The sequence below is a fragment of the Pseudanabaena sp. Chao 1811 genome (assembly GCF_027942295.1).
In the GTDB taxonomy this organism is placed as follows: Bacteria; Cyanobacteriota; Cyanobacteriia; order Pseudanabaenales; family Pseudanabaenaceae; genus Pseudanabaena.
The window spans coordinates 3,073,014-3,086,375 of record NZ_CP101416.1; the positions used below are offsets into that span (position 1 = coordinate 3,073,014).

At 43.1% G+C, this 13,362-nt stretch carries 8 protein-coding genes; 2 read left to right on the forward strand and 6 right to left on the reverse strand.

What is annotated here, in order from left to right; all coding sequences use genetic code 11:
• Positions 1-9: 9 nt before the first annotated feature.
• From NMG48_RS14145 to NMG48_RS14160, 4 genes are all read right to left on the reverse strand, one after another.
• A complete protein-coding gene (locus NMG48_RS14145; RefSeq protein WP_271252159.1) occupies positions 10-468 on the reverse strand; it encodes a hypothetical protein in 459 nt (152 codons plus the stop codon).
• 492 nt (positions 469-960) lie between these two features.
• Entirely contained in the window at positions 961-1,518 is a 558-nt protein-coding gene (locus NMG48_RS14150; protein ID WP_271252160.1) for a hypothetical protein, read from the reverse strand.
• 127 nt (positions 1,519-1,645) lie between these two features.
• Complete coding sequence (locus NMG48_RS14155) at positions 1,646-4,498, reverse strand: zinc-dependent metalloprotease (RefSeq protein ID WP_271252161.1); 2,853 nt, start codon at positions 4,496-4,498, stop codon at positions 1,646-1,648.
• Positions 4,499-4,771: 273 nt separating this feature from the next.
• Complete coding sequence (locus NMG48_RS14160) at positions 4,772-6,685, reverse strand: DUF2779 domain-containing protein (RefSeq protein ID WP_271252162.1); 1,914 nt, start codon at positions 6,683-6,685, stop codon at positions 4,772-4,774.
• 240 nt (positions 6,686-6,925) lie between these two features.
• Here NMG48_RS14160 and NMG48_RS14165 point away from each other — a divergent pair, with 240 nt between their 5' ends.
• Positions 6,926-8,905, forward strand: a complete 1,980-nt coding sequence (locus NMG48_RS14165; RefSeq protein ID WP_271252163.1) for a CHASE2 domain-containing protein — start codon at positions 6,926-6,928, stop codon at positions 8,903-8,905.
• Between the two features lie 38 nt (positions 8,906-8,943).
• Here NMG48_RS14165 and NMG48_RS14170 read toward each other — a convergent pair whose 3' ends face one another.
• On the reverse strand, positions 8,944-10,287 hold the full coding sequence (locus tag NMG48_RS14170) for a cytochrome P450 (protein ID WP_271252164.1): 1,344 nt from the start codon (positions 10,285-10,287) through the stop codon (positions 8,944-8,946).
• Positions 10,288-10,463: 176 nt separating this feature from the next.
• Positions 10,464-10,862: a hypothetical protein gene (locus NMG48_RS14175; protein WP_271252165.1), complete on the reverse strand. Its 399-nt coding sequence runs from the start codon at positions 10,860-10,862 to the stop codon at positions 10,464-10,466.
• 294 nt (positions 10,863-11,156) lie between these two features.
• Between NMG48_RS14175 and NMG48_RS14180 the strand changes: the two genes are divergently transcribed.
• The gene (locus tag NMG48_RS14180; RefSeq protein ID WP_271252166.1) at positions 11,157-13,355 is read left to right on the forward strand and encodes an NACHT domain-containing protein; all 2,199 of its coding nucleotides are present in this window, start codon (positions 11,157-11,159) and stop codon (positions 13,353-13,355) included.
• Positions 13,356-13,362: the final 7 nt, after the last annotated feature.

Here is a 13,362-nt window from a genome sequence, read left to right on the forward strand (position 1 = left end):
TTACGAAAATCAAAACTGTTGCTGGAAAATTGTGGGGGTATTGATCCGAAATGGTTCTGCACCTAAGGATGTGGGATCAATCCGCCAACGTTCTTCCTGAGTGCTATATTCTGCTAGTTTCTGATCGCGGCGATTGTGGAGCAGCACATTAAAGTTCTGCTTTTGTGCCTCAGTACCTAGCTTAAATAGGAAACTAAATCTTGTTAGATAATCCGATGTTGCCCATCTAGTTGTATTGATCTTCACGATCGCTTGTTTTGTGGCGGGATCAATCGTGATTTTTTCTACCCATCCTTCCTCAAGGCGTTGTGACTTCCACCAAAGACTTGGTTCAACTAGCTGCTGTGGAATATTGATATCTTCCTCAGCGATCGCCTCAGAATTAGTAAATATAATCGAAATAATCGGAGCGATCGCGCTAATCGTAATTCCTAAGAGGATATGATGAACAACTGGCTTGGCAACCATCTTAAACCTCAATAATACGTTTTCCAGAATTTACCCAATTATAGCGATTATTATAACTGGCGTTCAGAAGAGAATTACAACACCAAGGGTTGTAATTCTCTTCTGGTCATAATTTGCGATCGCTATCCCAAAAAATTGCTATCCAAAAAATTGAGACGGGGTGCAAGCTGCTTCGACTCCACTATGAGTTAATTAGTTCCCAATACAGCGCTTTACGCTGACTTGAAAACCAGAGAAATTTTTGAAAGCGTGGAGAAGTCACGCTTTCAAAAATTTCTCTGTACTACTTTAACGTGAGTTCGATAACCCCATTTGCGCGGCGCTTCGCGCCGCGCAAATGGCGAAAAATGGTAAAAATCGCTTAGCGATTCTTACCATTTTTCGCCTTCGTCGAACTGACGTTACTTTAAACCTGTATATAAAAGAGCCTATGTCGTCCGTAAACGGGCGGCATAGGCTCTAACTACGGAACACTTAGCGCTGCTATGAGAATTAATTCAACCGTTCATTGCCGTGATCTAGAACTTCATAATAAAGGGGTAAATATCCTGACTTGATACCGCCATCTTCCTTAGCTTTGTCCAAATTACCGCTTAGGGTATGGCTATTGTGAACGCTATAAATTTCGTAGCGATCGCCAATAAATACATAGTCAGCAACATCGGTAAATTCTTCACCCTTGACTAATTGCCAGCGATCATTGGCATAGACAAAGTGATAATCTGCCAAGTCTGGACTAGAGGATGGGCGCTCTACGGCAGCCGAAATTTCGGCTGTGTAATGGGGATTTTTGTCGCTGGGTGGAATGATTTTACTGGTGACATTGCGATAGAAGCAGCTCTCGTTGTAGCAAAAGCGGAGTTTTGCCATTTTATTTTTGATAGATTCAAAGCGATCGATGATTTGGCTTGAGGAAAGTTCGTTAGCTGACGATACATTTGGCACAAAGGTATTGGCAAAGGTGATGCCAATACAAATTACACAAATCAAAAATATCTGGGTAAGCGATCGCCAATATTTACTGGCTGTTGTGCTGTTTATAAATTGCATATTTATATAACTTAATAATATGCCTTTGATTCTAACCATTTGGGAGATCTTTTATCCAAAACAGCTCCATAAAAATCTAAATAGGTAAGGCGACGCGAAGCGTCGCCTTACCTATTTAGATCAATAATTATTGAGCTTGTAATTTTGCGTCGATCGCTTTGGTAATTCGATCACTTGTCTCTTCGAGATGGGCTTTGGTGTAAGTGTCGAGTTTGTCACTGCGATCGCGTAAAACATTGGCAAGGCGATCGCGTAGTTGGCGGAGTTGATACCATGCTAGTGTTCTGGCATCTTCGGGTGGATTGATCGTGCGGATACCAACGACCAAATCTAAAAAGTTATCGATCTTATCCATGCTGAACCGATTGCGTAACGCCAGATTGACTAACAAATTCATATGTTGACGCTGAAGCGATCGGCGCAAACTAGAGATTTGAGTGAGATCATTAGTGGGGGCGAGAATTTCTGTCCAAATCCCTTGCTGCAAATTCTCAAATAGCTCAGGAAGGGTGAGGGCATCCCCAGCATTGGTTTTGAGTTCTGTATCACGCAATCTTTGCAAACGATTTGAAGAGAGTAAATCACTTAAGACAAAAGTTTGTAAGGACAAAATGCGGCGGTGAATTGGATAATCGAGGGAAAACTCATCGGGAGAATCGCCCCAATGATTCCAACGAGAAGGAGCCAATTTATTGAGCAGATTTGGTGAAAAGCTGAGGGCATCTGCTGCAAACAGATTTTTTTGAATTGCTGCTAGTGCTTCTCTCTGTTTCGTCACGGGCAATGGTTCAAAGGGCAATCTCCCAATGGCATCGCCAGAGCGATAACGATTAAAAGCTTGACCACCAACATAGGGAACTAACGAATAGAGATTAGCGGCGTAATATCTAAAAACTTGATTGAAAGCAGTTTTTGTATCATCGAAACTCGCACCTTGACCAGGGTAGCGTTTTTCGATGCGATTCCACATCATCCGCGCATTATCAAACTGCCACTGAGCATAGGTAACTAAATCATTGCTCAAATCGTGAGCTTGGGTAAGGGGATCAAGTCCAGCAGATTCATCCTCATCAGTGGCATAGGCGAGTTCTGGCTTGGCAGCAAGACTGGCAATTTTGGTTAATTCTTTTAGTTCTCCTGAAGGCACGATCGCATTGATGGGAGTATAGCCATAGGCGATCGCCCATTCATCATAGGCTCCGACTTTGCTCGTAAAGAATTCACCTTGTTTTACTCCCTGTGGGGCAAGATTCACGCCATTGTAGTCCATGACCGAGGCTGATAAACCTCTTTTGCGGGTGATTTCAGGGTTGTTTAGCTCATCGGGAGAGAGCATCCCACTACCATGAAAATTATGCCGTAAACCGAGGGTGTGACCGACTTCATGGGCAGTTACTTCACGCACAAATTGGTTGATATATTCCTTCATGCGATCGCTACTGGGCAACACGTTATCAAAGAGGGATAGAGACATTGCTCCTAATTTAAACTGAGCCACTGCCTCCATGCCATAGCATAGGTCACTGGCACTAGACATAAATAGATTGTCATTGCGGACTGGAGCATCCGTAGATAGGGCGATCGCCTGTTTTTTGAGAATGGCAAGCTTGTCATACTGCAACCGACGGGCATTCATGCCATAACTACATAAATGGGAATCTCCCGTTAAAAGCGAGAGAAAAGGCATATTTTGCCAATGATTTTGTTGAGCAATATTTCCATAATCCTGTTTAATGGAGCGAATCAAATTACTATCGATGATAATATCGGCATCCAAAATTTGACCCGTGAGAGGGTTCACCCGTGATGGACCCATCGCAAAGAAGGCATCTACAGAATTAAACCAGCGAATCGTGTTATAGCGGATATCGGCAGGGTCCCAATCAGCGCGATCGGGCATCTGTTTGACGACGATCGCATCTTTAAATCCAATTTTTTCAAAGGCACTATTCCACATCAATGCGCCTTCTCTCACGGCATTCCGATATTCTAGAGGAACTGTATTCTCAATCCAAAAGGTAATCGGCTGTTTTGGTGGAGAAATCTGCTCATTAGGATTTTGCTTTTCTAAATGCCAACGATTGATATAGCGGACAAAGGGCGTTTTCGCTGATTTCTTGGATAGGTCTTGATAGGCGGTGACAAAGTAGCCAACCCGCTCATCGGCAAGGCGAGGACGATAGGCATTTTGAGCGGGAAGTTGTGAAAAGCTATAGCGAACTTTGAGGGTAAAGGCATTGCTATCAGGCACAGTAGTGAGGTCGGGAAGGCTGAAGTCTGATTTTGGCAATGTTGTTCCTGCAAAGCCAAATACAGATTCTATTTCAATGTTTTGAGGAAATGTTTGAGCATTGCTGAGATAGGATTTGTTAGGATCTGCCATAAAAGGCGCACCCAGTCGATTAGATAGGGTTTTATTTAAGTTGGTTAAAGCATCACTCAAGATTAGGGGATCGATATCAATTAATAGGGATTTGCTTTTAGGATGAATACTATGGATCGGCAGCGATATCAAAATGGAATCGCTAAAGGATTGGCTGAGCGATCGCTCCTGTGGATCGCCCATTTGCGTGCGAAAGTTGGTATTAGGAATGACAAATTGTAAATTGTTTTTCAGTCGCCGAAAGTTGAACATCAAGTCATTGAGAGGAATACCACGATAAATGCCGCGCTCGCCCAGTCCTGATTCAAGGGTCATCACTGCCAAAAAATTGCGATCCAGTTGATCGGGTCTAATTTCTGCTAAGACCTTACCTGTTTCTGGATGACGGTAAAGAGTGAATAGTCCTTGTAACTTTTCGTGGTCTTTGATAGCTTCATCAAAGGGTTGAAGTTCGGGCTGTCCTTGATTAGGTACAGGCACATTGGTGATCTGAGAAACCTGTGCTGCAACGGGAGAAAGTCTTTCGAGTAATGGTTGAAAAATCAAAATAAGTAAAAAACTGAGGCAAATGACTATCCAAAATCGAACTTTCTTCATTGCAGCGCCTTTAACATGATTTAGTTAAAACAGACTACCCATATTAATTGAAATTAATGGCAATTAATGTCAGTTAGTTTAAATATATAAAATATATAGCTGTAGTTACTCAAATCACGACATAAAAACCTAATAGAGAGTTGTGGTGCTTTGCACCACAACTCTCTATTAGGTTTTAAAATTACTGGCTAAAAGCAGTCAAGTATAAGTAAACTTAAAACCCATATTTCTGCACCGCCCGCGTAGCGTGCGGTACAGAAATATTAGCTATATTTATAAATTTTTCATCTTGTGGCATAGATTTTGCCAATGAGTCCAGATGATTACCATTGCCATCGTATCTAGTCGGCAATATTGATACAGCAATTCCTTCCATTGCGATCGCACGGATGGATCATCGAGATCCCGCAACTCACCATACATTAAGTCCTGATAGGCAAGCATTGCCCCCGCCCCTTCATTGACAACTTGGATGCGATCGCCAATTTGCAACTGTGGTAACACATCATAGGGACTAAAAATTTCGCCATCAACTTCGCGATAATATTCTTGGAAATAAGGAATTTCGTGGAGATAGGGATTAGTTTTCCAAACCGCAGGTAATACACATTTTAAGGAGGTGCGTCCTTTCATTAAGGGATGGAAGTAATGTTTGAGAGTGAGGGCATTCATATCCACTAAATGGGATTTACCCTTATTGCCAAGCTTGGCAGTATTCGCCAACCATGTTTGCAGTTGAGGATTATGGTAGTCATAGGTTTGCATCTGATAATAAATATCCCGCAGGACGCTGTTTTCGTGGGTTGCCCATGTCAAAATTGTGCCGCGATCGCCCAGACATTCCATCAGTGATTCGGCAAATTGAAAATTCGGGAAAATGTTGTTGAGATCGAGCCATTCCGTTTGAATTGGCTCCGCATCTGGTGCAGGAATTGTGTGACAACTCCATTGAAAGGCAACTTGCTCATAGGGTCGCATACCTGCCCGATAGGGAATTGCCATGCGGGAGGTTTCAAAGTCAATAAAGTGAATTGGGTATTCAATCTGTTTGACGATCTGGGGAAGATGCTCGGAGATCCATTCTTTATTTTTTTGCGTATATTCAATTTGAATTAGTTGTCGATAGCTGTAGGTATAGTCATTCAATTCTTCTAAGGGAACATCAAACATGCTCACCTTCTTTTGCTGAATCATTTCATTGACTAACGGTGTTTCATGACCACCAATTCTACCCATTTGATAGAGTTCTAATACATGGTTTTCGACATCCGCTAGATCGCCCCAACATTCCTTGAATCCATCACGGGGATCGCGATCGCTAGCTCGATATTCACAGCCTTTGCAGCTTTTGCTGATCGGTGCAAAGAGTTCGGGGGATTGCTCGATCAGGTAGTCGATATATTTGTGGGCGGAGGCGATCGTTGGTGAGATTAATTCAGATACTTCCGTTTCGATGTTAACTTTGGTAAGCAACTGATCATTATAGATTTCTTGAAGATCTCCCGTAAAATTGACCGCAATGCCATTAAATTTGGAAAAGGAATTGCGATGGGTCGATAAACGCTGAATTTGGAAATAGGAAGCGAGGTGATCAATTTGTGTCGTCTTGGCTCTGTCAGGAACCAGCAGATAGGGGGAAATCTGCATATCTACACTGGGTAAATGTTCTGCCAGCATTTCCTGCAAAATGCCTACTTGATAGGCGATATCTTCAATGATATATCTCCATTCACCACCGACTTTGCCAGTACGTTTGTTGCGAAAGAGCGAGAGATTGCGATATTTAATCAGGTCTTCATGGGCAGCACTATCAAACCCCTTGGCTCTAATTTCAATAATCTCGATGCGATCGCCATGTTTGACCAGAATATCGGCACGGGCGAGTTTATGGGCTGCATAGAGAACAGGCTCAAAGAGAACGATATGCTCCTGTTGTAAATAGGCGATCGTTTCTTGGGCAGCATTGGCAATGCTTTCATCGGAGTTGAGATTTGCAGAAATATAAATGCCTTCAGGATAGAGAAGGTGGGCAATCTTACTGATGATGAAATTCCCATCCGCTAATATTCTGGTATATGGATCTACACGATCAACTGTTGGATAGCCCAACTTCTTGTAATAGAGTTTAGTTGAGCAACTGCGAGCAGTCTTGAGATCAGATTTCGTCAGATAAATAGGATGGGGCATATTGCCTAATATTTTAAAATATGAGTTTTTAGTTAGGATGGGCGGCGCATTGCGCCGCCCATCCTAACTAAAAACCTGTGAACTAATACAAATCTAGCTTTAAAATTTGCAAGTTAGGATTGTAAATTACAAATGTAGATTAAATAAGACCTAAATTTGTTTGGCGCATGAAATCTACCGCATCAAATTTGAGTTTTCAAAGACGCTCGTTATATTACTAAATTTTTGGGAGAGGTGATCATGCTGTCCAACTTCAAAAGGCGATTAAAAGCTTTGTTAAGTCCCAAGTTTATTGGCTATGGGTTGGTGATGACGATCGCCAGTTTAAGTGCGATCGCGACAGGTTTGGGTCTCAATGAAGTAAAAAACCTTGAACGACAAACTCAATCCACCTTTTTTAATTGGCGTGGTCCGATCGCTCCTCCTAAGGACATTGTGATTTTAGCGATCGATGATTTGTCTTTGCGCCAAGGTGAATTTTATGACCCAAAAACTCGCCCTTTTTTAGAACCATTCCGTACTACGACTTGGAAGCGGGTGGTCTATGCTCAAGTATTAGAGAAGTTAGTCAAGGCAGGGGCAAAGGTCGTTGCCTTTGATATTTTATTTGTGACTCCGGGGGATCATGGAATTGCCGATGACGATAAGCTCCAAAAGGCAATTACAACCTATGGCGAAAAGGCAGTATTTGCAGCTAGTTATGAATTTACCCAAATTGGCGAAGCAAATATTTTACAACTCGCTTCTCCTGAATCAATTTTCCAGATCAAACCCAATACATTGGGGCTGATTAATTTTCGCCCAGAAGTGACAGGTAACATTCATCGCTTAGGTGTGCAAGCACCTCCTGATAGTGGTTTGCCGATAGTTCCTACCTTTGCATCCGCTATTCTGGATGTTGCCAAAATTAGTTATCCTAAACCCAAGGGAGATGGAATCTATTTTATGGGAGGAGCTAATACATGGGTGAATGCTCAGCAGCAGATTCCCTTTTATTATGTTGTTGATCCTTATAATTGGAATAGTGAACAGCTTCAGGGAGGTAAGTTCTTTAAAGATAAGATTGTCTTGATTGGGGCTACGGCAGCATCAAAACAGGATATCCAAAACTCGGCAATGGGGAGAATGGCGGGAGTTGAAATCCATGCTAATGCGATCGCAACGCTCATGCAGGGTAAAAGTATGGCGGAATTGTTGCCCACACCTCTACAGCAAGCTATATTTATCTTTTTGCTAGTGGGCATTTCAGGGGGCATCCTCTGCTGGCTCAAACGTCCAAGTATCCAGATCTTAACTGCCTTCGGGATTATGATCGCTTGGATTGGAATTGGCTATGTCAGCTTTATTTATAGCAGTACAATCTTACCTGTGGCATTGCCTGCGATCGCGATCGGTTTAAATGGAGTTGCCCTGCTTGCCACAGGTTCCATCGCCGATCAGATTGATAAACTTTTGCTGCGACGCACCCTAGAGCGTTATGTCGCTGCTCCAATTGTCGAAGAGATTGTCCATCAGCCTGAAGGTTTTCGAGATCTCTTAGAAGGTCGCACGATTAAAGCGGCAGTTCTCTTTTCTGATATTCGCGGATTTACGACCCTTTCTAGCCGTCTACCTGCTAAATTTTTGATTCAGCAATTAAACACTTATCTTGGTGGCATGGTGGATGCCATTTTGGAGTATCAAGGCACAATTGATAAATTCATTGGTGATGCGATTATGGCGGAGTTTGGTTCGCCAGTTTCGCGAGGGGAGAAGGCGGATGCGATGAATGCGATCCATGCTGCCCTGAATATGCGATTGGCACTAATGGAACTTCGCAAAGTCTGGCAATCAGAAAACAAAATTCCTTTCTCCAATGGTATTGGTATTAATTATGGCGAAGTTACCGTTGGTAATATTGGCTCTACACGCCGCCTTGAATATGCTGTAATTGGGGATACGGTGAATGTGGCAAGTCGAGTGGAAGGGATGACTAAGGAACTTGGTACGGATATTGTAATTACGGGGGCTTTGTATGAGATTGTCAAGGATGAGATTGATGTAGTTGATTTTGGAGAACATGCGCTCAAAGGTCGAGTGGGTAATGTGCGCCTGTATGGTGTGATTGGAATCAAAGGTAGCGATCGCAGCATTTACGAGCAAGTGCAAAATGATCTCAAGCGGCATACGGCAGTGATTGATATTCTCAAAAAAGGACAGATTCCAAAATTACGTGAATAATATAAACATCTGTGCGGCGCAAAGCGTCGCACAGCATTTTATAGAGGTCTAAACTTTACTTTGAGTCCATCTTTGGGGCGGAGTGTGGGAATTGGGAATGGTTCGAGATTTTGGTCCGGCAAGATTTCCCAGTGATAGCGGCGCAGGAGATGGGAAGCAATAATCTTCATTTCTAGCTTGGCAAAGGCAATACCGATGCAAATGCGTGCGCCGCCACCAAAGCCAATCAAGCTAAAGGGTTTTTGTTTATGTTCTTGGCGATCAGGACTAAAGCGATCGGGATCGAACTGATCGGGATTGGGATAGATATCTGGTTGTTTGTGGGTAATGATAATCGAATAGAGTGCTAGCCAACCTTTGGGAATGTGATAGCCATTAAACTCAAAGGGTTTGACGACACCACGAAAACCGCCACCAACGGGAGGATGCAAGCGTTCTATTTCTTGGAGAATTTGATCTAGATAGGTCATTTTCCCAATTTGCTCTAGATTTAGTTCTCCTGTTTGGGCTAAGGCAATTTGTTCTTGGCGAGCCTGTTCTAATACTTGAGGATGACGACCTAATTCGAGGCAAAACCAAGTGAGCATTGAGGTGGTGGTTTCATGCCCTGCAAAGAGCATCAGCATGGCTTGAGCTTTGAGTTCTTCTAGACTAAAGCGGCTACCATCTTCGTCTTGGGCTTGGATTAGCATACTCAATACATCATGGGTGGGATGTTGTTGGCGTTCTTTGACGACTTTCGTAAGGTGTTGCAAAAGGCGATCGCGTGCCTTGATAGCCTTGCCTAAGGTGGTAAATGGCAGCTTTAGAGGCAAAATCACAAATAAACCATTGGTTAAGGTGGTAAATAGTTGGCTAAGTCTTTCTACTTCTACCTCATCTCCAGCTTTGGAACCAATTAAAAGCTGACTGGCAATCTCAAAGGTGAGTTTTTTGAATTCATTAAACCAAGTAAATTCTCCCTTTTCTGTCCATTTATCTAGATAGCGCTGGGTGATCTCATCCATAGTTGAGATGTAGCCATTCAGGGCTTGTCCATGAAATGCGGGCATCATGAGCCGACGGTTGCGCCGATGTTCTTCGCCATCTTGCAAGAATAGGGATTCTCCGAGCAGCATTTTGAAGTTGTCGGGCCATCCTTCTTTCCAAGAGAAACATTCCATCTGACTAGATAGGACACATTCGGCAGCCTCAGAACCAATCATCATGACCGTTGGTCTACCGAGCAGGTTTGTTTTGGATATTGCGCCATATTTGGCATATTGCTTGGCGGGAAAGTTGCGATCGAAAAGAAATTGCAGAGTCTGTCCCAAAATTGGTAAGCCCATGTCTCCGGGGGGTAAGGGTTTCTCAATCGGTTGTTCTGCTGGATATCTAGTCATGACAAAGTTGGTATTACAAAAGTCCTGATCAATTAGTGTAATTGATAGTGCTTTGTATCAACGGGTGGAGAAGTTATCAGCCGCATCTGAGAAAACCTTGGTATGCGCTATTCATCTTGCAAAAGTTAGTTTTAGAGCAAGTAGTCAGGGAGTACTTGCTCTAAGGTTTTGACCTTTTACTTTTTGTCTGAGGATGGGCGATCGCGGAGATTGCGAATTACGCGAATCAAAAATGTAAGTGTAAAAATTGTTGATAGGCTTGGATCATGGGCAAAGTTAGGAGGGATGATTGGGTAGGCATGATTAGCTGGGGCGATCTCTTGAGTTGTGACTTGTTGTTGCTCTGAGGTAGACAAATTAGAGGAGGTTTCCGACCACTCAAACTCATTCACTTGTTTCTGTTGAGTTTCTGTCTTTTGATTATGGAGATCTGTGCTTCTGTGAAGTTTGTCAACAAGCTTCCTTACCTTATTTGCCAATCTCACAAATTTCCTCAGCCTCACAATAGTGTTTGTAGCAAGAATGACTTGAGATTGGACTCGTTTTTGATTTTTAACTTGCTTTGAGTCAGACATAATTTTTTGCTCCGAAATAAACTATGCCAACGCTATTAGATGCTTGCTTGAATGACTTTGCGTGACTTGAGTAACTTGCGTGGGTTTGTGGCAAAAGTAAACTTAAAAATGTAGAGATTGGAGATCTCCGACTTTTTCTATCAACTTGCAGATTCTTTTAGGTAGCACAGAAAAAGTCGGAGATCTGGGACTTTAGAGGTTACCTGTGCTTGCCTAATCTTGTTTTTCGCAACTAAATTTTTGTGTGACTTTAGAAAAATGCCAAAATAGTTTTTAGATGTTTGAGGATTAGCAATGTCTAGATCGCTACGAGCTTCTGAGGCAGGTATCAAGCAGATTAAATCGGCGATGAAGCAAGGTGGTTTTACACAAAAGGCTCTCGCTGAGGCTTTGGGGATTTCGAGATCTGTTATTACAGTTTTATTTAGAGGCGAGGCGATCAACAAAGAAAATTTTGATCGGCTTTGTGATTTTCTTTACCTTGATTGGCAAGAAATACGGAGTGAAGAAGCTGACAATGACAAGCGTGGTGACGATCTTGATCGCCTAGTCCAAGAGGTGAAGCAAAAAATCGCGGCGGATGTGACCGATCGCTGTGGAACGATGCGGGTGTTGGATATGACGCAACCTGTCGATCTGGATCGGATTTATACCGATGTGAATATCATTAAGGATGTGACTGGGCGGCGGCGGATTGGGTATGACGAGGTGATGGAGGTATGTACCCGTGAGCATTTTGATCGCTTTTTAGTGGGGACGATTAAAGAACGGGTAAAGGGATTTGAGGCGGTTGAAGAATTTCAAAAGTTGGTAGTTTTGGGTAAACCAGGGGCAGGGAAAACCACGTTTATGAAATATTTGGCGATGTCTTGCCTTGCGGGGAGGTTTCATGGGGAACTTGTACCGATCTTTGTGACGCTGAAGGCTTATGCGGAGGAGAGGGGACAGCCATCGCTAGAGAATTATATTTTGACGGAATTTGCCAAGCGTAAGGTATCACAGGATGTCGCGAAACAGTTACTAGATAACGGTAAAGCCTTGATCCTGTTGGATGGATTGGATGAGGTGAAGAAAGAGGATGATCGGCGCGTTAAGCAGGATATCGATCAATTTTCGCGGGATTGGCTAAAAAATCGCTTTGCGATTACCTGTCGGATTGCGGCGCGAGAATATCAGTTTGAGAGGTTTACGGAAGTTGAGGTTGCAGATTTTGATGATGGACAGATTGAAACATTTGTGAATAATTGGTTTCGGGAGAGAGATGAGTCAAAGGCGGAACGGATGTTAGAGAAGTTGAAGGGGAATGAACCTGTTAAGGAATTGGCTAAAAGTCCTTTGTTACTGACGCTGTTGGGTTTGGTGTTTGGTGAGCGTAACGACTTCCCGCTGAAGCGATCGGAACTGTATAAGGAAGGTCTGGAAGTATTGATGAAAAAGTGGGATGCGAAGCGGAATATCGAACGGGAGATAATTTATAAACATCTGTCGCCACAAAACAAGGAGGATATGCTGGGACAGATTGCCTTTAATACCTTTGTGAATGGCGAATATTTCTTTCGGCAAGAGGATTTGCAACGCCAGATTAAGGACTATATCTGCAATCTCCCTGAAGCTTCCGCCGATCCTGATGCGTTGCGGATTGATAGTGAGGTGGTGCTAAAGGCGATCGAGCATCATCATGGGTTGTTAGTGGAGAGGGCAAGAAATATTTATTCTTTTTCCCATTTGACTTTTCAGGAATATTTTGCAGCAAAGGCTATTGAGCGTGGTCAGCAATTGGAAATATTGGTGCAGAATATTCTTAATCCAAGATGGAAAGAGGTGTTTTATTTGACTGCGGAAATGTTGTGGCGATCAGATAACTTTTTGCAGTTAATGAAGGATCGCATTGATGGAATGTTAGCAGATGATGAGAAGTTACAAGCATTTCTAGAATGGACAGATCAAAAGACAAATTCTGTGGAATTTAGCTATAAAGCTGTGGCAGTTAGAGCTTTTTATGCATACGTTGAAGCCCGCGACCTCGCGCGCGCGCGCGACCTCGCCCAAGATCTCGATCTCGGAAGAGGTCTCGTCTTCGGACGCGACCTCTTCCTCGTCTACAAGGTTGATCTCGACCGAGACCTCGACCTCATCCTCGACCGCGCCCTCATCCTCGACTTCGACCACGCCAGCCACCTCACTTCAGCTCTGAATGATGATGTATTGCGACAAGCCCTGCTAGCACTTAAGTCTAAGATTCCTAACAACCGAGAAAATGTCTATGCTTGGTGGAAAAATTATGGAGAGGAATGGAAAAATGAATTGCGCCAGGTATGTATTGATCGCCGCAATATTGGTCACGACTGGCAATTTACTAATGAGCAAGTAGAACTTCTCAATCAATATTACGAAGCCAATCGCCTCCTTGTCGAGTGCATGAACCGTAGCTACGTCAGCAAACAAGTCCGAGAAGAAATCGAATCAACGATGCTGTTGCCAAGTAAAAAGTAGAAAGACA

Excerpts from the sequence above, each read along its gene's own strand:
- NMG48_RS14165 (WP_271252163.1), top strand. The coding sequence starts at position 6,926 with ATGCTGTCCAACTTCAAAAGGCGATTAAAAGCTTTGTTAAGTCCCAAG.
- NMG48_RS14155 (WP_271252161.1), bottom strand. The coding sequence starts at position 4,498 with ATGAAGAAAGTTCGATTTTGGATAGTCATTTGCCTCAGTTTTTTACTT.
- NMG48_RS14180 (WP_271252166.1), top strand. The coding sequence starts at position 11,157 with ATGTCTAGATCGCTACGAGCTTCTGAGGCAGGTATCAAGCAGATTAAA.
- NMG48_RS14160 (WP_271252162.1), bottom strand. The coding sequence starts at position 6,685 with ATGCCCCATCCTATTTATCTGACGAAATCTGATCTCAAGACTGCTCGC.
- NMG48_RS14170 (WP_271252164.1), bottom strand. The coding sequence starts at position 10,287 with ATGACTAGATATCCAGCAGAACAACCGATTGAGAAACCCTTACCCCCC.
- NMG48_RS14150 (WP_271252160.1), bottom strand. The coding sequence starts at position 1,518 with ATGCAATTTATAAACAGCACAACAGCCAGTAAATATTGGCGATCGCTT.
- NMG48_RS14145 (WP_271252159.1), bottom strand. The coding sequence starts at position 468 with ATGGTTGCCAAGCCAGTTGTTCATCATATCCTCTTAGGAATTACGATT.
- NMG48_RS14175 (WP_271252165.1), bottom strand. The coding sequence starts at position 10,862 with ATGTCTGACTCAAAGCAAGTTAAAAATCAAAAACGAGTCCAATCTCAA.